We start from the raw sequence: 21,462 nt of genomic DNA, 5'->3' as shown, positions 1-21,462 counted from the left end.
ACGGCAGCTAAGGCGCGCTCGACGGCAGCCCGGGCTTCAAGTGGTGCGGAAGGGTGGGCAATCCGTTGTCGCTTCAAGGCGCGCGGCAATCAGTTCCCTTGCCCTGAAAATTCTGCTGCGAACGGTGCCAATTGGGGTGCCCATCATGTCGGCAATCTCTTGATAGCTCAGGCCTTCAATCTCGCACAGCACCAAGGCAGTCGACAGCGGCGTGGGCATGCGTTGCAGTGTTTCGTTCAAGACTGCGACCGGCTGTCTGTTTTGCAACGATGCCGAGGGCGACTGACTTTCGTCCGCGAGCGCGTGGTCAACGGGCGTGCCGTCCTCGTTGGTCGTCAATTCCATCGAGATGATGGCACGCGACCGCTTGGTGGTCAGGAAGTTTTTTGCTGTGTTGAGCGTGATGCGGAAAATCCATGTGTAAAAGCTCGCTTCGCCGCGAAAGCTCGAAAGCGCCCGGAACGCTTTGATAAACGAATCTTGCACAACGTCCTCGGCGTCGTCCATGTTGAAGGTCATGGTTGCAACCATTTGGACAAGTCGCCGCTGATACTTCACGACCAGACAATCGAACGCGTAGCGTTCTCCGGCCTGTGCTTTTTCCACCAACAATGCATCGACTAAAGTTTCTCTCACTGCGCCTCCTTTGATGGCATTCGTGCCATAAGCAAAGAGGGCAAAGATATCGGGGGGAGGTCGTCGATTTTACGACCTGGCGCAAACTTTTTCGACTTTCGTCGTCATCGGGGCAAGGTCTTAGGTCGAAAGCGGAAAAAGACTTGGTGTTCCAGTGCCCACGTTCCACGCCGACACCCGCGCGTCTTTTGCTTACTTTCTCATTGCCTTTGTCGGTTTGCCCGATTTTGCGGCGGCGGGCTTTTTCTTCTTGGCAGGGACAAGCACTTCACCCGGATCCAGGCACAGCAGCGTATCAACGTAAGAAACCATGCGGTTCAAGTAGTCGGGCGACATGGCCTGCATTTTCGCCAGCGAGCGCAGTACCAGCATGTGCGAATTGATCGGCCCGGCATTTTGCGGCGCCTGTTTCATGGCCAACGCCAGCTGTTTGTCGACGCTTAAGCGGGCCCAGGTGTCGCGCGATTCACGAATCGTCTTCAATTCCAGGGCGGGGGCGGCAGGCCCGGTCGGCGGCGATGCAACACCTTGCGCGGGCGAATGTTGGGGTGCTTGGGCCAGGGCAGGTTCAAGTTGCGCCACCAGCGCATCCAGGGCCGCACAGTGCAGGCGTGCGTCCAGCGTGGCGCGCAGGCGCCGCAAGCCCTTGAAGTCGCTGCACGCATACAGGGTTTGCAGTTCGGCGGCCGCGTGCGGATGCGCCTTGCAGGCACGTTCCAACACGTCTGCCGCATTACTTCGTGCCTGATCGAAACGCGCGGCAAATGCTGTCACTGCGACCTCAAGTTTTGCGTCAAGCAAGCGTCGCACGCTTCCTTCATGCGCGGCCGCACGCCGGGCCAAGCTGTCGATGTAGTGCCAGCCGGCAGTATCAAAGCGTTCGCTGTCCGCATCCTTCAGGCGTGCCAGCAGCGCAACTGCATTGATTGTCGCGCCGTCACTCATTGGGTCGCATTTTGGCTGGCGCCGACTTGGGCACGGGCGCCATTTCCACGCGCCGGTTCAGGGCGCGCGAAGCGTCGTCGGTATTCGGCTTGACTGGCTGCTCGGCGCCGAATGCCGCAGCAAACACCATGGACGATGGCATGCCTTGCTCGACCAGCGTGCGCGTCACCGTCAAGGCGCGTTGCGCCGACAGTTCCCAGTTGTCGGCAAACGGACCGTTGCGGATCGCCTTGTCATCGGTAAAGCCGCTGACCATCAGCATTTCATCGCGCGCTGACAGGTAAGCCTGCAAGGGCAGCACCAGGCTGCTCAGCAACTGGCGTCCGTCCGGTTGCAACTTGTCCGAATTTTGCGCAAACAAGACTTGTCCACTAATGCCGATGCGGCCATTGTTGAGCGTAATACGGCCGCTTGCCAGCGGTACTGCCAGGGCTTTTTCCAGCGTCAGGCGGCGTTGCTCCTCGGCTTGACGCTTCTTCACTTCTTCCTGCAGGCTGGAGGTCAATTCCATTTGCACACCCACTACCGCCACCAGCAGCAGGACAAAGGCGCCCAGCAGACCGGACATCAGGTCGCCAAACACGGCCCAGGTTGGTGCGCTGTGTTCCGATGCGTCCATTTCTTCCATCACTTGCCCTCGACCGCCAGCATGGCCGGCAACTGACGCAGTTCGTCGACGATTTCCTTTTGCGAACTCATGGAAAGGTCGATGATCTCGCGCGCCTGGGCAACGTAGTAGGCCAGCTGGCCGTCACTGCGCGACATGGATTTGTCGAGTGCGGTCTCGATGCGGTCCAGGTTGGAGGCGAGCTTTTCATTGGCCTCATTGAAGGCGCGGACCGCCACCCCAAAGGCATCGGCCAGGCTGGCCACGTCCACCGCGCTGGTGGTGACATTGGCGGCAATTTCTGCCAGCTTGGCCGATTCGCCGGCAACGTTGGCAGAGAACGCGGTGCTGGCAGCGTCCAGCTTGTCGGACGAGGAAGCGACCAGCGCATCAATCACGGCGCGCTGTTCGTGCGATGCATGGTTGATTACCCCCAGCAAGGAATTGAGCGTTTCCATGATGCGGCTGCGTTCTTCCAGCACAACGTTGTCGCGTGCCACGCTGTTTGAGATTTCCTGGCGCAGCTGGCCAATCACTTCTGCGGCCGCGCGCGGTGCTTCGGCGGCAGTCTCGATCAAACGCGAGATCGGTTCTTCCAGGGCGGTACCCAGCGTGGTTAAATGGGTGCTCACGACTGATTGCAAGTGACCCAGGTGCGCTACGGCTGCGTCGCCGCGCGCCGCTTCCTGGTCGCGCAGTGCGCCCAGTTCGGTCTGCAGCAGGCCTGCAAGCTGGTTCATGCGCGCGCTGTGCTGGTCCAGCCACTGCGCTTCCGCCGCAATGCGCGAACGCATCAATTCTTCGGCCGTGGTCACCAGGTGCCTAGCTTGAGCGAGCGACTTGCCCGCATCCGCCTGCACTTGCTCAGCCAGCGTACCGACGGCGTGCGTCACTGCTGCGCAGACGTCGCGCTGTTGGGTCAGTACCTGCGCGCCGCTTTCCTGCAGTTCACGCGTGAGTGTTGCTGCCATTGCTTCCAGGGACTGGGTCCAGGCTTGCAGGCGCTGCGCATCCTGGGCGGCCTGTCCTGTCTGCAAGTTCGCGTAGGCCTGGCCGGTCTCCTGCACGGCATGCGTGACGGCGGTACAGATTTCCCGCTGCTGGGCAAGCACTTGCGCGCCACTTTCCTGCAATTCTTGCGAGAGCGTTGCCGCCATTGCTTCCAGAGACTGCGTCCAGGCCTGCTGCCGTTGCGCGTCCTGGGCGGCTTGCCCGGTCTGCAAGCCAACATATACGTCGCCAGCTTCCCGCACGGCCCGGGTGACGGCAGTGCAAATTTCCTGCTGCTGTGCAAGCACCTGGGCGCCACTGTCCCGTAGTTCGCTGGTCAGCGTGGCTGCCATTGCCTCAAGCGACTGGGTCCAGGCCTGTTGGCGCTGCGCATCGTGTGCTGCCTGGCCGGCTTGCAGATTGGCATAGGTAGCGCCGACTGTGGCAACCAGCGCGCCGGCGCGCGTGTCGAACGCGGCGCTGAAGGCGGTCAAGGCGCGTGCCATCTCGCTGGCCATGCTGCGATTGGTCTGTGCCTGGTTCTCCAGGGCCGCGTTCCACGTTTGGGCGACGCCCTCCGTTGCCACGCCAAAGCGCGCGGCCAGGCCGTCGAGTTGTTGCTGCACTGTGCCGGCCGTACGCTCGTGCATGGCCCTGGCTTCCTGCGCGATGCCTTGCATTGCTGCTTCGAATATCGGCCGGATGCCTTCACCGGCGGTCTGCGCACTATTGGTCAGGCTCTCGCGCAACGATTTGTCAACTGAGCGCGCCAGTTCCGTGTATGTCGCGGTGGCGTTGTTGTGGAACTGTTCTTGATTGGTGAGCAGGCTCTGGTTCAGGCGGTCGTTCATTGCCTCAATTTGCAGCATCATCGCCTGCAGTTTGTCGACCACCTGGGGCAGCGCCTCGGACTGCGACTGCAAGGCCCGGAACGTCTGCTCTTGCTGGCGCGCATGCGAGAACCCGCTCAGGACGGTGGCAGCCTTGCTGTCGAGGAGCTGACCAGCCAGCATCCGTTCGTGACGGCACAGCGCCGACATCAGGCCCAGCACGGCAGACGCCGCCACACCGGCGACCGAGGTGCCGAATGCCAGACCCAGGCCCTTCACCGGCACGGCCAGCGCCGAGCGCATGGCGGCCAGGTCGGCGGTTTTTTCCAGCGTGAAGACGGCGCCCTTGAGCGTCACAACCATGCCAAGGAAGGTGCCAAGCATCCCCAGCATGACCAGCAAGCCGACCAGGTAGGGCGTCATAGATGGGCCAGGCAGGGCTGACCGTGTGCCTTCGATGCGCAGGCGCACGGGATGCTGCAGCGAGCCGGCCAGACCGGAAAGGAACTGGTTCAGGTCGGGCGCGTCTGTTGCAATGGCTTTGAGTGCGCTCGTCAGGGTGGCGGTGGCCTGGCGGAAGCGGTGCAGCTCGCTTGCACCTGCAAGATAGACGGCGAAGATCAGTGCCGTCATCGCCATGGCCAGCGGGCTCGAATCGATAAAGCCGAAGCCGACCCAGATGACGGCGATGGCGCCTGTGAGGAAGGCGAGGGGGAAGAAATATTTACGCATCGTGTTCTTGTTGTTTAAGTGCTTCAAGGAGTCCGGCGCTTGGCTGCAGACGCAGATCGGCTTCGGCCAGCAGCAGTGTTTGCAGGCTCTGGCAGAAGCGCGCCAGCCAGCCTCCGGCTTGCATCCAGGCAGCTGGGTTGTCGTCCTGGCCTTGCGCGGTCAGTTGTTCCAAATGCGCGGCGTAGAGGGCGTCGAAGCGTTTTTTCAGCAGCACCGGTACCCTGCTTAAGAGCCGGCTTTCGCGCTCGCGCAGGATTTTTCCCATCACAACGTCGAGCTCGGCCAGCTTTCGGAGCTCGGGCGAAGCTTTGGCCAGTGCCGCGCGCAGGTTCACGCGCAGGGGCTCGACGCTGAGCTCCATGTCGCGCTGGTGTGCTTCATAAAACTGCTTGTATGGCAAATACGACACCTCGGCATCAAGCGGCAGAGGCAGCTTGATATGCGAGCCACCTTTCGCGGCGCAGCTCTTTTTAATTGAGCTCAGCATGAATGCCTGAATGCGCTCGAATTCCGTTGCGTGAAGCGCAGCGGCTGCGGCGCGCTGCGCCGGATTCTGTGGCGCGATCTTCGCCACGCCACTGTCCAGCACGGAGGACAAGGCGATCGCGTCGGTAAAGTGCATCCACTGTCCCAGCTGCTCCGCGAAATCGCCAGCGAGCTCTCTGCTTTCCAGAAGGTCGATTTCGGCAAGGCAACGGAGAAGGAGGGAACTGTGGAAATGAGTAGGCGGAAGGACTCGCGTCATGTTGCAGGGAGTCAGGGTCGAATCGGAGGCCGGTAGCGCAGGGCAGCCGCCGGCATTGGGCTTATGCCTTATTTCTGAGAAACAAGTATCCGGGATTATATCTCAGCCAGCCTGACGGACAAAAATTCCGGTCTCGCGGGCGTTGCATTGAAAATGGGCAATCTTCCGCGAGAATTTTCACAAAGCGTAGGTCACCCGGTGCGCTTCCGCCGGCAGTGGCAACTCCCACTTGAACAGCATGGCCTGCAACGCTTTGTTCGACAGCGAGGTATCGCGCCGGGTATTGCGGCGCAACAGCTCTGACCTGGAACGCTCCAGATACACCAGTTCAACCTCTGCGTGATAGGCGAAAAGGAGGTCGAGCGTTTTGTCCCGCATCTGCTGACTCAAATGGGTGGCGTTCCACACAAAGGGCGCTTTTGCCCGCAGCAGCGCTTTGGCCTTGTCCGTGGCCCGGTGCGCCACCAGGCCCTCATTTTTTCCGTGCTTGAGTCCCAGTTCGTCACGTGCGTCATCGAAGGAGATCACTGGCAGGTCTGCGTGATGTTCGGACACCCAGGTATTTTTTCCAGATGCCGGCAGACCGCACATGACCACCACCTTTGAACCCGGCTCCTGGAACAGGGCGTAGTCGGGATGCACGTCGGCGCCACGGAAATATGCCAGTCGTGTATGCGCGTCGGCAAATGACCGTGGTTGCCCGTAGCAGCCTTCGTCACGCGCCATTTCCCGGAACAATTCGATATTGTCGAGGACCTTTGCCTGGTCTGCGCAGATGCGGCCACGCATGTCCGCTTCGGCCAGCATCGCAAGCAAGGGAATGCTGACTTGCCACGACAATTCCCGTACCGCGTATTCAGGTGTGACAGCGCGCCGCGCATCGGCCATGACGTAAAATGGCTTCTGGTGCACAGCGATCAGCCTGCAGATTTCCTCGCGCACCGCAAACGGTGCCGCCGCATCCCAGAGCGCGATACGCGCATCGATGGCGCCTTTTTTGGAGTGCCCCGGCTGACCGATCGCCCCGGTGACCGGGTCGATCACAGTCGTGCTGCATTTCGAAATGTCATGCAACAGTGCAGCCAGAAAGACCGTGACCTGCTCGCACCTGGGCGCGCCCTGATAGTCGGGCATGGCCAGCAGCGCATTTACAACCATCATCGTGTGGGTCCACACGTCGCCTTCTCCGTGGTAGAGCGGCGACTGGGGTGTGGTTTTGGCCAGTTCAAGCTGCGGAAAGGCTTGCAGGCATGCGGCGAAATCGGGCGCTTGTCCCGGGCCCGGTACCAGGCCTTCAATTGTTTTCCAGTCCATACATTACTCCATTTCTTCATCTTATTTTTGTCGCTGCTGCGCGCATGCGGGGCGCGACAGCAATCACATGCGCTCGGCGTCGAACCATGCAGACGAGGCTGCCGCAAGTTCATCGACCGTGTGCAAAGTCTTGAGCCCCAGGCAGTCCCAGTTCACCAGCAGCTGCGGCGTATACAGATCCACGCCCGCGGCCAGCGCGTTTGGCAGCACGGGCCGGCGCGCATGGTGCGAACCAGAATCGAGAATCGTCTGCGTAAAATCCGATCGCACCAACTTGTAACGCGCCAGTACTTGCTCGTCGTCTTCCACCTTCAGGTACAGGCCCTCCGACCGGTCAGACTTGTCGGTCTGCCTCCAGCTCAGATCAAGAGGCTGGCCCTCGCGCCTGACGGCTGCTTCGAATGCTGCTTTCCAGTCGCGCGTTTTTGCCAAGGAGCGATAAACCAATTTCCATAAATGCTTGGGATTGGTCGGCATCAATCCGGCGTAAAGAACCGGGACCGATAGCACCGGCCCCTCTGCAAGCAAAGTATGGCGCCGCTTGGTCGACAGAAACTGCCTGGTCTGCCGATCAAATATGTCGAACTCATGAAAAAAATGCGGCAAATTGTCGTAAAAAACCGAGTGCTTGGCGTACGTCCATTCGCCATACATGACAAATCGATCGTCCAGACGTTCCAGCAGCCACGCTTCGTGGGCGCGAGCCCATGGTTTGAGCAGGTTGAACTGGCGCTCGCTGCCACCGCCAGCCAGGTAATGGCCGCGCGATTGCAGCATCACTTCGGCAGCATCGGAAAACGAGATGCCGGTATTGGCGCCATCGAGTTTTTCTTCGATGACAACGTAGCGGCCAGCCAGCGAGGACAGCGCAATCTGATCCGTAGCGCTATCGTTAAGTTGCAGGCGTGAACCGGCCAAGTGCGCAGTGCGCGGGTATTTCAGCAAGGTGATGCTGTTGATATTCATTCGTGGTCCCGTGCGTGTTGACGCACGTCTCCTTAACAGGATGTTTGGTGACCGACGACGGATTTCAACTGGAGTGCGATGTGTCTGCTGCGCTTCATTCTGGAGATTGCAACAGGTTTGACATGCGCGGCAACGTGGTCAGGCGCTTCTGCAGCAGGGATGGCGGCAGGAATTCAGGCGCAGACGCGTAGAGCGATATGACTGCAGGAAGCAGTCGTCGGCATTAGCGGGTGATGATGTGGAAACGAGGCACTTTTGGCTCCTTGAGAGCAGCGGTTTTCTGAAAATATGCGCGCAGCTTATCGAGATCATTCATGCTTGTCAACGAATTTGGATCGAAGCCGCACGCACGCTAACGGCCAGCAGCAAAGGTGACTTGGCGCTTGATTTTGGTTGGCTGCGTTAAATGATCAAGGGGTAGCGCGGATGCGTGCTTGATGGTTTTCAGCGCAATAATCGACTTGACGTTCGCCACCCCGGGCAAGCGCAGCAACTGGCTGCTCATGAATTCGGAGAACGCAGCCAGATCGGGCGCCGCGATGCGCAGAATGTAATCTGCCTCGCCGGATACGGAGTGGCATTCCAGTACCGGCGCCAGATCTTTCACCGCTTGTTCAAACAAGTGTCCCTGTTCGCTTTGCCGCTCAATCGTCACGAAGGTATAAGCCATCACGCCCAGCCCGAGAATGTCGGGATTGAGCACGGCCACGTAGCGCGCGATCACGTGTGATTCTTGCAGATTCTGAATGCGGCGGCTCACCTGCGAGGCGGACAAATGGATCTTCTGCCCAATCGCGGCGTTGGTGGCGTGGCCATCTTCCTGCAGGGCCGCCAGCAGCTCCAGGTCGTACCGGTCGATCACTATCGAAGTCATTTCGTGCACCAATCCTTCATTTCGTGGCGTTTATTCGCATTTTTCAGCGTGTGAAGCCGACATTATAAGTACCTTGTGCACGTTCAACGCACTAAACTTGGTTGATTGTAGGCAGTGGCAACCCAGCCCTGCAAGGTCCACACAACACCCATATTCAGGAGCGCACATGTCAAACGTTTGGGAAAATCCAATGGAACTAATGGGATTCGAATTCGTTGAATTCGCCTCGCCCACACCAGGGATGCTGGAAGCCGTATTCGAGAAAATGGGTTTCACCAAAGTCGCGACGCACCGCTCCAAGAACGTGCAGCTGTTCCGTCAGGGTGGCATTAACTTTATCGTCAATAACGAGCCTGGCAGCGCGGCTGCGTATTTCGCCGCCGAACACGGCCCGTCCGCCTGCGGCATGGCGTTCCGCGTCAAAGATGCACACAAGGCGTACGCGCGCGCCCTGGAACTTGGTGCGCAACCGGTCGACATTCCCACAGGCCCGATGGAATTGCGCCTGCCTGCCATTCGCGGCATTGGCGGCGCGCCGCTGTATCTGATCGACCGCTTTGAAGAAGGCAAATCGATCTATGACATCGACTTCGAATTCATCGAAGGCGTCGACCGCAATCCGAAAGGCTTCGGTCTGCACACGATCGACCACCTGACGCACAATGTGTATCGCGGCCGCATGGCGTATTGGGCCGGCTTTTACGAGAAGCTGTTCAACTTCAAGGAAATCCGCTACTTCGACATTCAGGGCGAATATACGGGACTGACCTCCAAGGCCATGAGTGCACCAGATGGCAAAATCCGTATTCCGCTGAACGAAGAATCGTCGCGCGGTTCAGGCCAAATCGAAGAATTCCTCATGCAGTTCAATGGCGAAGGCATTCAGCACATTGCCTTGTTCACGGACGATCTGCAGTCGACGCTGGACGAGCTGAAAATGAGCGGCGTGCCGTTCATGGTGGCGCCGCCAGCGACATATTACGAAATGATCGAGGAACGCATCCCCGGTCACGGTGAAGATGTCAGTGCCTTGCAAACGCGCGGCATTCTGCTCGATGGCAGTACCGCCGATGGTCATACACGCTTGCTGTTGCAGATCTTCTCGGGCACGGTTCTCGGTCCCGTGTTCTTCGAATTCATCCAGCGCAAGGGCGACGAAGGCTTCGGCGAAGGCAACTTCAAGGCTTTATTCCAGTCGATCGAGCGCGACCAGCTGCGCCGCGGCGTGCTGCAAGCAACTGCCTGACGTCGTGCTGGCGGCCCTTGGCCGCAGCCATTTCGGGATCCGCCCCGCGAGTATGCAGGCTGATCCTGATTTTGCGTTTGGTTCGAGCCCGTCGGGTATGATGGCTAGATGCGCCAATATACGGTCGCCGTCAGTCCGACACTGCAGCCGACACTGTAAACCCGCGAAGCAACGATCCGAACAAACTCTCCCAGGACAGGCAACATGAGTGATGAAGCGCTGGTTCCGCTGTTTATACCCGCACTTTGCGTGCTCCTGATTTCGGCAGAGGACGCGAAGGGAAGTCCATTGACCGAGGCGGAGGTCCTGAAGGTCCGGGATGGTGCTGGTGTCATGATGGTCGCGCAAGATCGCATCGAAACAATGGCCGAAAGTCGCGGCTACAACGATCTTGATCCCGAAAATTGCTGGTATGACTGGCAGATGCTGAGACGAGAACTGGATCGAAAGCCCGATCTGGATCCCGGCATTCGCGTTGCGTACGTGAGTAGGGAAGATGACGATTATCAAGCAACAATCGTCGCCGCGCGCGGTTCCCTGGGCAGCTTCCGGCAAATGTTGGCCGATACGTCGACCACAAAATACCCGTCAGTGAAGGTGCTCCTGGAAGAGCCGGATCACCGGGCATATATATGGCTATCAGTGGTCGCGCATGATAACGACGGCTTCGTCGGCGAGATTTTCGAACTGCCTCGCGAATTTAAGACATACTCCCTCGCTGCCCGGGTCAATGTACGCAATGATGAAATCCAGGATTGGATGATCAATGACGAGGGCAGGCTGCACGGCGGTTTCTCGTTGCGCTATGCGCGCGCCAGAATGAGCGATATCGAAAAGGCGGCGTTCGACGAGCACGTCGGAGTACATACCTATATGTAGATTCGTCACCTGTACCCCTACACGGAAGGAGCACCATGGCCAAGTACCTTATCTCGTTTCCCAGCGCCGCGATGGTCGTCCCAGATGGCGATTGGGACGCCGTCTCCCGCGATTCTCACGCTGTGATTGAAGAGGCAAAAGTGGCTGGCGTTTACGTCTTCGGCGGCGGCATCGATGAAAGCGTGCCGCCGGTCCTGGTCTCTGCCGAGGGGACCGTGACAGCAGGCGGCTATGCTTGGGGGCCGACCCTGAATGGCGGCTTCCTGGTGCTGGAAGTGCCCTCACGCGACGACGCCATTGCATGGGCAGCGCGCATCGGCAAGGCTTGCCGCTGCGATCAGGAGCTGCGTGCCTTCGGATACGATCCGCAGTCTTGAAACCACCAGGCAGAAGCTGACGTCAATGACAGCGAATACAAAACAAGCGCACGTACCTGCTATCGTTCTATCATGTACCGTGTTGACCGGTGCTCTATGCGTCATCTGGATTCCTTACGATTGCTTCCTGCCCCTTCTGGCCTGGAGCATGGGTATTGCCGTGATTTTGGCGGCGCTCGCGATCTTCAATGTGAAGAATGAAAAGCGGCCGCCAGTGGCCGCCGCTTTGATCCTGGAAGCACTCTGGCTGCCTTCGCGTAACGGGGAAATCACATTGGGCCCATTACTTTGGGCTTTTCTCGGCATCGCGGGCCTGGTGACAGGCCTGTTGCTGGGCGCCTTATTTTGGCCGCTCTGGATGTAGCCTTGCGATAGGATCTGCGTGCCGATTGTCTATGGTGCGTCCGGTCCCAGCTGATTGAGCAGCCCATACGCCGCACGCACCCGCTGGTCGCCCGGAAGGACGCGGTTTGCCAGAATGACGATGCCGACCTTGCGCGCAGGATTGAACAGGGCGTAGGCGCTGAAGCCGCCTGTAGAACCTGTTTTGTGCAGCCAGGCGTGCGCTTGCGGTGGCAGGGGTGGGGCGATCGTGCTGACCGGGTTCGATTCACGCGTCATCTTTTCCGATGTGCTAACGAGCAGTTGTTCCAGTGCCGCCTGGGAGGGATATTGTTCCCACACCAGATCTTGCGTCATCGGCCCAGCCTTGAAATAGCCCGCGTGGGTATCGCGAATGGCGCGCGCCAGGTTGGCATCGAGCGTGATCAAGCCCATGTTCGCATCCAAAAAGTGGATCAGGTCCGCTGCTGTGCTTTTGACGCCATAGGCTTCATCGGCAAGCACGCCCGGGTTCACGCGCACCGGTGCGCCTTTGCTATTATACCCCTGCGCGTACTGTGCCATCTCGTCTGCGGGCACCTTGATCCAGGTGTGCTTGAGGCCCAGTGCGGGCAGCAGCGTCTGCTCGACCGCGTCCACATACGGCATGCCCAGACTGTGGGCCGTGGCAATGGAAAGCAGGCCGATGCCAAGGTTGGAATACGTGCGATGCGTGCCAGCGCCATGGCCAGGCTGCCAACGCTTGTAGTAATCCATCAGTTGATCGTAGGTCTTGATGTCCAGCGGCACCTGCATCGGGAAATCGCCCACCGTATGCGTGCCCAAATGCAGCAGCTGGATGTGGTCAAAGTTGCTGCCACGCAGTTGCGGCACGTGCTGGCTGACCGCATCTGTCATGGCCAGCTTGCCTTGCGCTTGGGCATAGGTGGCCAGCGTGGCTGTGAAGGTTTTGCTGAGCGAGCCGATTTCGAACAGGGTTGCGTTGGTCACCGGCTGCCCCGTCTCCTTTGACGCCACCCCGTAGTGATAGAAGTAGTGCTTGCCGTTCACACTGACTGCCACCGCCATGCCGGGAATGTCGTTCTCTTGCATGAGTGGACGCATGGTCTGATCCACCGCGATGCCGTTGACCAAAGCCGGAAACTCTTCCATCAAGCTGTCTCGCGCCAGCATGCCGCCCGGTACGTCGGCAGCGTCCGATTTATCTTTTTGAATCAGGCGCGCAAAAACATAAGCGCGCGCACCCTTCGACGCCCAGCCGACATACCAGCCGTAACCGTCACCACTGCCAGTCTTGCCATGGATGCGCCAGCCGTCCGGCGACTGGCCCCATTGCGTCAGCTGCGCCGTCATCGCGTAGGCGTGCTCGCTCACCCCCAGCTGGCGGTTCACCACCTTGCCCAGGAAAGACAGTTGCTCGAGCGGAGAAATGCGCAGCGAGGACTCCAGCCAGGCGGCAGTCAAGCCCTCGTGCCCGGCATCGCCCGACACGTCGGCATTGCCATAGTTGAAGCGGGTGGTGTACTCGGCAAACCGCTTTTTACCCAGTGACTGCGTGATTTGCTGCGAATACCAGACCACCGACTCGCTCATCCACTTGGCTGGCGCGGTTGCGCTGCGCCAGCTGGGGCGCCAGTCGACGTAACCCTGGCGAAAAGGCAGCTCGGGCGTTTGCGTGTCTTTCAGAAAGCCTGCGTCATACCCCATCAGGCTCAAGGGGATCTTGAATGTGGACGCGGGTGTGACCTGGCGCTGGCAGTCGCCGCGCTGCATCAATACCTTGCCAGTGGCAGCGTCGGCAATTGCCGTACAGATTTCGGCTGCGTGCAGGGCAGGCGCCGCTACCAGCGCAGCCACGGCGCCCACAACGGCCATGGCAGTCATGCGGAATGTCATACGTATCCTTTCAATGCCGCGAAATGCGACAGACGGGGCTATGATGCGACAAATGTCGCATTCATGTCAAAGGTTTTATTTGTGGTGACAACTGTCGCACGGTCCTGCATACTAGGCGCCATGGCCATTCCTTCTATCTCTGAACTCTCCATTCTCAAAGCGCTGTGGAAGCAGCAACCCTTGAGCGCACGTGAAATCCATGACCAGGTTGAGGCAGAACTGGGCTGGTCCTATTCTTCCACCCGCAAAACACTGGAACGCATGCTGGACAAAGGCTCTGTCAGCCAGCAAACCCGGCACGGCGTGCAGGTGTACGAAGCGGCGCTGGAAAAGGTGGGTACGCTGGCGGCGTTTGCGCACGACTTTGGCAAGCGGGTCATGGAGATGGATGCGCCTTTGCCGGTCAATATGTTCACGGGTAGCAAGCTGGTGGACGAAGCCGAGCTCGAGCAACTGGAGCAATTGCTGCAAGCCTGGCCGGACGAGCAGGGCGGGGCATGACAGGATTGTCTGCACTGCTGGACCAGTTGCCGTTGCGGTTCTTGCTCGCCAGCGCGGCTTGTGTGGCCGTCGGCATGGGCGCGTGGGGCGTCACTGCGATGTTTGGCCGCTTGCCGGGCGTGGCGCTTCGCCGCTCCACCTGGCTGCTGGGCCAGGTTACGGTGATGGCGGCGTTTCTGGTCGTTTTACTGCCGCATAGCGAACACTTGCGCCTGGTCCCTCCCATTGACCTGCCGGAAGTTGCGCTCAGCCATGCCACAGCGACGGATGGCGGCAGCGCGCTGCCGGGCCCTGGCAGGCCGAGCGCTGCCACTGGCGATGCGCTGCGCCCCGCGATCTGGCTGACGCGTGCCGCGCAAGTGTGGCTGCTGGTCTACCTGCTTGGCCTGGGCTACACCGTGCTCCGCTTACTGTACGCGCGTCGCCTGCTTGATCACCTGGCCGCAAGCGGCGTCCGACTTCCGGCCCAGCCAGGCACCGAGACCGCGCCGACTTCGCTGCCAAGCATCATCGAAGTGGACGCGCCGATTTCGCCCATGCTGTTCGGCCTGCTGAACCCGCGCTTGCTGCTGCCGCGCCATCTGCGCGGCTTCGACGCCAAGCAACAACAACTGATCATCGAGCACGAACTGATGCACTGGCGCCGTCGCGACCTGCATTGGATGAGCGTGGGTATCGCGCTGCAATCGCTGCTCTGGTTCAATCCGTTCATGCGCATGCTGCGCAACCGCCTGTCCTGGGCGCAGGAACTTGGGTGCGACCGGGATGTGCTTCGTTCGCGCGCACCTGCGCAGCGCAAAGCCTATGCCGCAGCTTTGGTGGCCCAACTGCGTCTGCAGCGGGATGCGCGCCAGACGGCGTTGGCATTTGGCGCCGTTTGCGCCGGCACCCTGGCTGCGCGCATCGCGCTGATCCGCGAGCCCTCCAACGGGCGTAGCCGCGGTGCGGACGCGGCGCGCATTTTTTCAATCGCCGCGCTGGCAAGCCTGTTTGGTGCCAGCCTGGCTTTCCAGCCTGCGCTGGCCTGGCGCAGCGATCCGTCTGTCGCGCAGGCGGCATTCAGCTGTACCTTGCTGGTCGATGCCGCCAGTGGCGCGCAGTTGGTGCGCGACGGCCACTGCGACGAGCAGGTCACGCCAGCGTCAACGTTCAACATTCCAGTGGCGCTGATGGGCTTTGATAGTGGCATTCTGCAAGACGAGCACGCTCCGATGCTGCCGTTCAAGACCGGCTACCCCGCTTATATACCGTCGTGGCAAGCCGATACCGATCCCAGCACCTGGTTGCAGAACTCGGTGCTCTGGTACGCCCAGCAGATCACGACCCGTCTGGGCGCCAAGCGTTTCCAGGACTATGTGCAAGGCTTCAGTTACGGCAATCAGGACCTGGGCGGCGACCCGGGCAAGGACAACGGCCTCGTGCAATCGTGGGTCAGCTCGAGTTTGCGCATCTCGCCAAGCGAGCAAGTGAACTTTCTGCGCAAGGTAGCGAACCGCGAACTGCCGCTGTCCCCACAGGCGTACGCCAAGACCGAACGCATCTTGCCGCAGCAAACCCTGGGCAATGGCTGGCACGTTGTGGGCAAGACGGGCACGGCGTCGGCGCTGCTGCCAGACGGCGGCGACGACGCTACGCGCCAGTATGGTTGGTATGTAGGGTGGGCAAAAAAAGGCCGCCGCACGGTGGTGTTTGCACGACTCGTGCTTGATGCAAAGCAGGCCGATGCGATGGGCGGCGCGCGCGCCCGTGCGGCCATGCTGCGCGATTTGCCGCCGCAGCTCGATAGGCTGTAGGTTCGCCCTCCGATCGACAGCGCAAACGCTGCCCCGCAGACAGGCCCAGTAAAAAATCGTCGCAAAAATTATCACGCTGCAATGTTGATTGAGTGAAATGACGTGATAATATGTGCAACGATTTGTCGCCTTGCCGCCACCGCGTGCCCTGCGCTTCGGATGCGGAGCGGTACCGTGGTTCGTTGAGAGTTCTCGCCACACCTCCTGTCTTGAAACGCCTGCCACGCGCCTGGGGGCATGACGGCCAAGCCTGCAACCGCGTCCCTACCAAGAAGCCCATCTATCGCCCATGCGTACCGCTTTCGTTACCGCTCTCGCCGTTTTGCCCGCCGTCGTTCTTGCCGCCCCGCCCGCCCAGCTAACGCAGGTCGCGGCCGGCTTTACCCGTGGCGCGGCGCTGCCCAAATGGGTCGCGCTGCTGACCGAGGTGCCGCGCACCGAGCGCACCGATCCGTTTGTGATCCGTGCGCATGACACGCAAGCCTGGGTCGGTCCGATACCGGCGACCAACTATCAGCGCGCCATTCAGGTCAACGATTCGAGCGCGCTCGGCGTCATTGGGCAATTCGGGATCGACTATTTCCCGCAGTATCAGAAACTGGCGCTGCACAAGGTGATGATCCTGCGCGGCGAACAGCGCATGGACCGCACGGCAAGCGTCAGTATCCGTCCTCTGCAGCGCGAAACCGAGATGGAGAGCGGTGTGCTGGGCGGCGCGACGACCCTGCAGCTGTTGCTCGACGATGTGCGTATTGGCGATACGCTGTGGATCAATTACACGATCGAGGGCGAGAATCCCGTGCGCGGGAAAACCTGGTCGGACGACTTCAGCTGGGATATCAGTGCGCCCATTGAACTGAAGCGGCTGACCGTCCTGCATCCGCGCCAGCGCCCGCTGCACTGGCGTCAACTGGGCGACTTCCAGACTGACAAACTGGTGCCGCAGATCGATATTGTTGATGGCATGGAACGCATCCGCTTTGAAGGCCGCGGCCTCGAGGCGACGCTGGGTGAAGCGTCAACGCCGTCCGACTATTTTCCCGGACGCGTACTCCAGTTCAGCGAGTACGCGGACTGGCAAGCCGTGGCGACCTGGGCCAACGGGCTGTTCCCCCCGGTGCCGGCGACGCCAAGGCTCAAGGCTTTGGCGCTGGAGCTGCGCAAGCAGCCCGACCAGATGGCACGGGCCGCGGCGGCGCTGCACTGGGTGCAAAATGATATCCGCTATTTCAGCGTCTCCATTGGCGAAAATGCGCAGCGGCCCCATGCGCCGGACGAGGTGCTCAAGCGCCGCTATGGCGATTGCAAGGACAAGAGCTATCTGCTGATCAGCCTGCTGCGTGAACTGGGCGTGACAGCGCGGCCCGTGCTGCTGTCGGCCGATGCCCCACGTTTGCCAGCCAAGTTGCTGGCCACGTCAAACTGGTTCAACCATGTCATCGTGCAAATCACGCTCGACGGGCGCGACTATTACGTCGACCCCACCAGAACCAATCAGCCGGAACCGCTGGCGACCATGCCAGCCGCATTCCCCGGCGCGGCTGTGCTGGTGGTCGACAAGGGCACCAGCGGCCTGACCACGCTGCCGGCGCGCGATGACGTTGGGCCGCTCTACGAACACAACGAAAACATCGTCGTTGCCGATTTCAGCGGCGCGGCCACGCTGGAGACTCGCGACGTCTATCGCGGCACATATGCCGACGCCATGCGTGCCCATTTCACCAGCCTGTCGGCCAGCGAACAGAAAAATGAACTGCTGGCTGACTACGAAAAGAATTTTCCCGGTGTGCGCATGACCGGCGCACCGAAGTACCTGGACGACAGCGCCAACAACCGCGTTGACGTTGTCAGCTACTATCAGGTGCCCGACGCGGTCAGCCATACGGACGGCCGCTACGCCATCGCGTTCGATAGCAAGATCATTGCCGGGAGCATTGGCTTGCCCGACAAGCTGGTTCGCCAGTATCCCTTCGCGCTGAGCGGAGGAAAATTCCACGGCCGTTACCGGCTGCGCGTGCGCTGGCCCGATTCCGTGCGGACCTCTTTGCCAAATGTGAGTGAGACACTCGACAATCCATTCTTTCAATTGCGCGAAGAATTTTCCATGCGCGGCAACCAGATCGACCATCTGATCGACTACAAGGTCAAGCAGGACGTGATCCCCGCTGCCGACCTGGTGCCGCTGCAAGCCGAAGCCAAGAAGCTGCTGCCGTTTGCCAGCGGCACACTGCGCTTCGAGGACGACGCGGTTGTCGCCGATGGGTTGAAGGGACATTCCTACCGCGACCTGGATGATCTGCGCCAGGTCGGCGAAGCCATGCGCGCCATGCCGGACCTGAAAGCAAGCAAGGGCGAGGCGCTGTTGCCTGACAAGGCTTGCGAATTCGTATTTGGCGTACTGGACCGCGATGACATCGCGGGCTCCGACCTGAAACAGTTTTCTGCCGACCTGGTCAAGCGTTTGACGGCCATGGGCAAGCGCGCCGGCGTCGGCACATGCATGGGGCAACTTGCCTTCGCCGCCGGTGACTTCGACAGCAGCACCAAGGCATGGATGGGCGAAAGCGGCATCGCCGACGACAGCCCACTCACGCAGCAGCTGGCCTGGTCGCAGTTTTACAGCGGCGACAGCAGCGCCGCACTGGCCACCATGGCGCGCTACCAGGAAGCACGCCGCAAAGCCCAGGGCAATTCGCGCTCAGCCGCCGATATTGCCAGCCACATTGCGCTGCTGCAGCGCGCACAGCAAGCGCTGCCAGCTGAACTGGCACAGTTCGCACGCGCCATTCCCGATGGACCATGGCCGCGCCCGGTGTTAGCCATGCAGATTGGCCTGATCAACGCCGACCAGTTGATTCAGCAGGCAGAAGCCTTGTCGGGCGATGCAAGCGAGCTGGCCCTGAACGAGGCCTGGTTTTACATTGGCCAGGCGCGCCTGGCTGCGCAGGACCAGGTTGGCGCCGCGCGGGCATTTCGCTGGTATCGCAGCGGCGGGATACGCAGTTCCGGCATGCCCGCGCAGGCCATGGCAGAACTGCGGCGCCTGAAGGCACCTAACCCTGGCATGGACGCCGCCCGCCGGGCCTTGCGCGACAACGATTGGACTGCCGCCGTTGCTGCCTGGCGACCAGGCGCTGTCGCTGGCACGGCCGAGAATCAACTGGCCCTTGGCATGGCGTATGCCACGGGCAGCGGCGTTGGCAAAGATCTGACCCAGGCATGGCACTGGATTGGTCTGGCTGCTGCCCAGGATCTGCCAGAGGCGATGACGACGCTGGGGGCGATGCATGACGACGGTGCAGGAACGGCGGCTTCGCCGAAAGACGCCGTGGAATGGTATCGCAAGGCTGCCGTACTGGACCAGCCGGAAGCGCAGGCACAACTGGCAGCGCACTACCGTTACGGGTTCGGCGTCGAGATGGATATGGCCCAGGCATTGCGCTGGTACCGTGCCGCCGCCGGCCAGGGCCACGCCAGCGCCATGGCTGCATTGGGTGAGCTCTACCTGGATGGCAAGGGCGTGCCAGCGGATCAGCATCTGGCCGAATATTGGACCCGGCGCGCGGCCTACAAAGGCAATGATCTGGCCTTGTTAAGCCTGGGGCAGGCTTATGAAAGCGGCGCGTGGGGTGAAAAAGATGAGGCACGCGCGGCGACCCTGTATCGGCTGGCGGCGCAGAAGGGCAATTCCAACGCGCAAGTAGTGCTTGGCTATGTTTATGAAAACGGCACGGGGGTCAAGCTCAGCATGGCCGAGGCCAATGACTGGTACGCCAAGGCGGCGGAGGCTGGAAATCCGGAGGGCTTGCACAATCTGGCAGCGTCCTACTGGTATGGCAAAGGTGTGGGAAAAGACCCTCAGAAAGCGATTGCCCTATATCGCCGGGCCATTGCGGCGGGGAATTCAAAGTCCATGGCTGGCCTGGGCTACCTGTACGAAAACGAAATCGACGGCGGGAAACAATATGTCGAGGCCAAACGTCTGTATGAACTTGCGGCACAGCAAAACAATGCGATCGCCGAATTCAATCTCGCGCTGATGTATGTGCACGGCAGGGGCGTTGCAGTGGATCTGGAGCGCGCGCGCTACTGGTATTTGCGCGCGGCTGAACATGGTGACGTTGACGCCCAATTGTATGTCGGCGCGATGTACAAGGGCGGCGACGGTGTCCGGGTGGACCGCAACGCTGCCGCCAAATGGTTCGGCATGGCTGCCGCGCAAGGGCATCCGCAAGGACAGTCGGAATTTGGACAAATGTACATGTCTGGCCACGGCGTTGGCCGCGACTTCAAGAAGGCAGTCGCGCTGCTGCGCAAGGCGGCCGATAAAGACGAAGAGATGGCGCAGAATGCGCTGGGGTATTGCTACGAGCGAGGGTTGGGCGTTGAAAAGGACACCACGCAAGCGCTGGTCTGGTACCAGAAGGCCGCCAACGAGGGGGTGTACGCGGCGCGGGTGAGACTGGCTGAGTTATACCTGCGCCTGAAACAGGACAGCAAAGCGGAAGCCGCGTTCGCCGAAGCCAATAAGACCTTGAGCAGCGCGGGCCAGCGAACCGTGGCGCAGTACTACATGGAAGCGGACGACTTCGTTCGCGCCGAGAAAGCCTATCTGCGTTCCCTGGAACTGGCTGAGAAGACGCCGGGCGAACAATCCGTCTCCCTGGTTGAATCATTGAGGGCGGTCGGTAATTTCCATGTGTGGGCGGGCAGGTTTGACGCTGCATTGCCCTATTTGCAGCGAGCCCTGGCGCTCACTCACACGGTCGTTGATGCGAGTGACCCATGGCTGACCGACCAGGTCGCAGGGCTGGGCAGCCTGTACATCAAGTCGCGCCAGCCGGAGAAGGCGGAAGCACAGTATCTGCAGTTCCTGGCCATGATCGACAAAGCCCACGGCAGCACATCGCGCGAAGCGGCGGAGAGCCGTTGGACCGTGGCCGAGGCCTATGTGAACATGGAACAGTTTGCAAAGGCCGAGGACCTTTACAAGCAAGCCTATGCCATGCAGGTGACCCTGTTTGGCGAGAAAGATGGAAAAACTGTCAGAACGCTCAGCAGCCAGGGCAAGCTCTATTTCGCTACCGGCCGCTACCAGGAGGCCGAGAATACCTTGCAAAGGACCTTGCAGCATTGGGAGAACGACGGCGAGCGCGCGCGCTGGGCCACCATGGATACTCTGATGCAGCTCGGCACGCTGCATGACCGCGTGGGGAAATATGCGCAGGCCGAGGCGTTGTTTACGCGCGGGATGGCCTTTCTGGAGAGCGCCAGCGATGACGACAACGTTTGGTATGCCAATTATCTGGTCACCGTGGCCCGTAATCTGGTTCACCTCGACAAGTTCGAGGCGGCGGAGAAATTGATACGCCAGGCGCAGATGCTTCGACGCAAGGCGCACGATGCGGAGCATATTCAGCTGGCGCTGAGTTACCAGGTTTTGGGCGAACTATACGCCAGGCAGAAACGCTTTGCCGACGCAGAACTGCAATTCCAACATGCGCTGAAGGTGCGTGAGCACTGGCGCGGCCCGGATGCGATTGAGGTGGCTGAATCGTTGCAGGCGCTTGGCGATCTGTATAACAGCATGGGCCGTTTCGATGCCGCCCAGCCGGTGCTGATGCGTGCGCTGACAGTGAGGAACAAGGTGCTCGGTGCGGATCACCCGGACAGCAAGCTGACGCGCACGACGCTGGCAGTGGCCCAAGGCACAGTGCGCGGCGCGCAGGCGCCTGTGGCGGGGGGGAGTAAATAGGAAACATCGAAATGTGCGGACGGCGGTTTGTGCG

The 21,462-nt window shown here is 60.6% G+C and carries 16 protein-coding genes; 7 read left to right on the top strand and 9 right to left on the bottom strand.

Annotation, left to right across the window (positions count from 1 at the left end; translation table 11 throughout):
• Positions 1-36 precede the first annotated feature (36 nt).
• From BUC24_RS16775 to BUC24_RS16740, 8 genes are all read right to left on the bottom strand, one after another.
• A complete protein-coding gene (locus BUC24_RS16775) occupies positions 37-636 on the bottom strand; it encodes a sigma-70 family RNA polymerase sigma factor (RefSeq protein ID WP_073218640.1) in 600 nt (199 codons plus the stop codon).
• 192 nt (positions 637-828) lie between these two features.
• Positions 829-1,581: a DUF2894 domain-containing protein gene (locus tag BUC24_RS16770; protein ID WP_073218637.1), complete on the bottom strand. Its 753-nt coding sequence runs from the start codon at positions 1,579-1,581 to the stop codon at positions 829-831.
• On the bottom strand, positions 1,574-2,209 hold the full coding sequence (locus BUC24_RS16765) for an OmpA family protein (protein ID WP_073218634.1): 636 nt from the start codon (positions 2,207-2,209) through the stop codon (positions 1,574-1,576). Before BUC24_RS16765 ends, BUC24_RS16770 begins: the two co-directional genes overlap by 8 nt.
• Positions 2,209-4,740: a DUF802 domain-containing protein gene (locus BUC24_RS16760; RefSeq protein ID WP_073218632.1), complete on the bottom strand. Its 2,532-nt coding sequence runs from the start codon at positions 4,738-4,740 to the stop codon at positions 2,209-2,211. Before BUC24_RS16760 ends, BUC24_RS16765 begins: the two co-directional genes overlap by 1 nt.
• Positions 4,733-5,485: a DUF3348 family protein gene (locus BUC24_RS16755; RefSeq protein WP_073218629.1), complete on the bottom strand. Its 753-nt coding sequence runs from the start codon at positions 5,483-5,485 to the stop codon at positions 4,733-4,735. The genes BUC24_RS16760 and BUC24_RS16755 overlap by 8 nt, the downstream gene beginning before the upstream one ends.
• A 177-nt stretch (positions 5,486-5,662) precedes the next feature.
• Positions 5,663-6,799 carry an AAA family ATPase gene (locus tag BUC24_RS16750; RefSeq protein WP_073218626.1) on the bottom strand — a complete coding sequence of 379 codons (1,137 nt, stop codon included), beginning with the start codon at positions 6,797-6,799 and terminating at the stop codon, positions 5,663-5,665.
• Positions 6,800-6,862: 63 nt separating this feature from the next.
• A complete protein-coding gene (locus BUC24_RS16745; RefSeq protein WP_073218623.1) occupies positions 6,863-7,765 on the bottom strand; it encodes an RNA ligase family protein in 903 nt (300 codons plus the stop codon).
• Between the two features lie 352 nt (positions 7,766-8,117).
• Positions 8,118-8,639 carry an Lrp/AsnC family transcriptional regulator gene (locus BUC24_RS16740; protein WP_073220254.1) on the bottom strand — a complete coding sequence of 174 codons (522 nt, stop codon included), beginning with the start codon at positions 8,637-8,639 and terminating at the stop codon, positions 8,118-8,120.
• Positions 8,640-8,805: 166 nt separating this feature from the next.
• Between BUC24_RS16740 and hppD the strand changes: the two genes are divergently transcribed.
• From hppD to BUC24_RS26690, 4 genes are all read left to right on the top strand, one after another.
• Positions 8,806-9,885, top strand: coding sequence for a 4-hydroxyphenylpyruvate dioxygenase (hppD, locus tag BUC24_RS16735; protein ID WP_073218620.1), 1,080 nt, complete (start codon positions 8,806-8,808; stop codon positions 9,883-9,885).
• Between the two features lie 204 nt (positions 9,886-10,089).
• Positions 10,090-10,764: a DUF2314 domain-containing protein gene (locus tag BUC24_RS16730; protein WP_073218617.1), complete on the top strand. Its 675-nt coding sequence runs from the start codon at positions 10,090-10,092 to the stop codon at positions 10,762-10,764.
• Between the two features lie 35 nt (positions 10,765-10,799).
• Positions 10,800-11,141, top strand: a complete 342-nt coding sequence (locus BUC24_RS16725; protein ID WP_073218614.1) for a YciI family protein — start codon at positions 10,800-10,802, stop codon at positions 11,139-11,141.
• Entirely contained in the window at positions 11,113-11,505 is a 393-nt protein-coding gene (locus BUC24_RS26690; protein ID WP_178372559.1) for a hypothetical protein, read from the top strand. Before BUC24_RS16725 ends, BUC24_RS26690 begins: the two co-directional genes overlap by 29 nt.
• Before the next feature lie 29 nt (positions 11,506-11,534).
• Here the strand turns inward: BUC24_RS26690 and ampC are convergent, their stop codons facing one another.
• Entirely contained in the window at positions 11,535-13,379 is a 1,845-nt protein-coding gene (ampC, locus tag BUC24_RS27310) for a class C beta-lactamase (RefSeq protein ID WP_083598959.1), read from the bottom strand.
• A gap of 120 nt (positions 13,380-13,499) precedes the next feature.
• Between ampC and BUC24_RS16710 the strand changes: the two genes are divergently transcribed.
• From BUC24_RS16710 to BUC24_RS16700, 3 genes are all read left to right on the top strand, one after another.
• Positions 13,500-13,880, top strand: coding sequence for a BlaI/MecI/CopY family transcriptional regulator (locus BUC24_RS16710; protein WP_073218608.1), 381 nt, complete (start codon positions 13,500-13,502; stop codon positions 13,878-13,880).
• Complete coding sequence (blaOXA, locus tag BUC24_RS16705; RefSeq protein ID WP_073218605.1) at positions 13,877-15,673, top strand: class D beta-lactamase; 1,797 nt, start codon at positions 13,877-13,879, stop codon at positions 15,671-15,673. The genes BUC24_RS16710 and blaOXA overlap by 4 nt, the downstream gene beginning before the upstream one ends.
• A 289-nt stretch (positions 15,674-15,962) precedes the next feature.
• Positions 15,963-21,428, top strand: coding sequence for a tetratricopeptide repeat protein (locus tag BUC24_RS16700; RefSeq protein ID WP_083598958.1), 5,466 nt, complete (start codon positions 15,963-15,965; stop codon positions 21,426-21,428).
• The last annotated feature ends 34 nt before the right edge of the window (positions 21,429-21,462 follow it).

The organism is Massilia sp. CF038, from assembly GCF_900129765.1.
Classification (GTDB): domain Bacteria; phylum Pseudomonadota; class Gammaproteobacteria; order Burkholderiales; family Burkholderiaceae_D; genus Telluria_A.
This window is presented reverse-complemented; position numbering and strand designations above follow the sequence as displayed.

What these genes read in the sequence shown, in the direction of transcription:
- BUC24_RS16725 (WP_073218614.1), top strand. Translation starts at nt 10,800, where the DNA reads ATGGCCAAGTACCTTATCTCGTTTCCCAGCGCCGCGATGGTCGTCCCA.
- ampC (WP_083598959.1), bottom strand. Translation starts at nt 13,379, where the DNA reads ATGACATTCCGCATGACTGCCATGGCCGTTGTGGGCGCCGTGGCTGCG.
- blaOXA (WP_073218605.1), top strand. Translation starts at nt 13,877, where the DNA reads ATGACAGGATTGTCTGCACTGCTGGACCAGTTGCCGTTGCGGTTCTTG.
- BUC24_RS16770 (WP_073218637.1), bottom strand. Translation starts at nt 1,581, where the DNA reads ATGAGTGACGGCGCGACAATCAATGCAGTTGCGCTGCTGGCACGCCTG.
- BUC24_RS16755 (WP_073218629.1), bottom strand. Translation starts at nt 5,485, where the DNA reads ATGACGCGAGTCCTTCCGCCTACTCATTTCCACAGTTCCCTCCTTCTC.
- BUC24_RS16710 (WP_073218608.1), top strand. Translation starts at nt 13,500, where the DNA reads ATGGCCATTCCTTCTATCTCTGAACTCTCCATTCTCAAAGCGCTGTGG.
- hppD (WP_073218620.1), top strand. Translation starts at nt 8,806, where the DNA reads ATGTCAAACGTTTGGGAAAATCCAATGGAACTAATGGGATTCGAATTC.
- BUC24_RS16745 (WP_073218623.1), bottom strand. Translation starts at nt 7,765, where the DNA reads ATGAATATCAACAGCATCACCTTGCTGAAATACCCGCGCACTGCGCAC.
- BUC24_RS16700 (WP_083598958.1), top strand. Translation starts at nt 15,963, where the DNA reads ATGCGTACCGCTTTCGTTACCGCTCTCGCCGTTTTGCCCGCCGTCGTT.
- BUC24_RS16730 (WP_073218617.1), top strand. Translation starts at nt 10,090, where the DNA reads ATGAGTGATGAAGCGCTGGTTCCGCTGTTTATACCCGCACTTTGCGTG.
- BUC24_RS16765 (WP_073218634.1), bottom strand. Translation starts at nt 2,209, where the DNA reads ATGGAAGAAATGGACGCATCGGAACACAGCGCACCAACCTGGGCCGTG.
- BUC24_RS16740 (WP_073220254.1), bottom strand. Translation starts at nt 8,639, where the DNA reads ATGACTTCGATAGTGATCGACCGGTACGACCTGGAGCTGCTGGCGGCC.
- BUC24_RS16760 (WP_073218632.1), bottom strand. Translation starts at nt 4,740, where the DNA reads ATGCGTAAATATTTCTTCCCCCTCGCCTTCCTCACAGGCGCCATCGCC.
- BUC24_RS16750 (WP_073218626.1), bottom strand. Translation starts at nt 6,799, where the DNA reads ATGGACTGGAAAACAATTGAAGGCCTGGTACCGGGCCCGGGACAAGCG.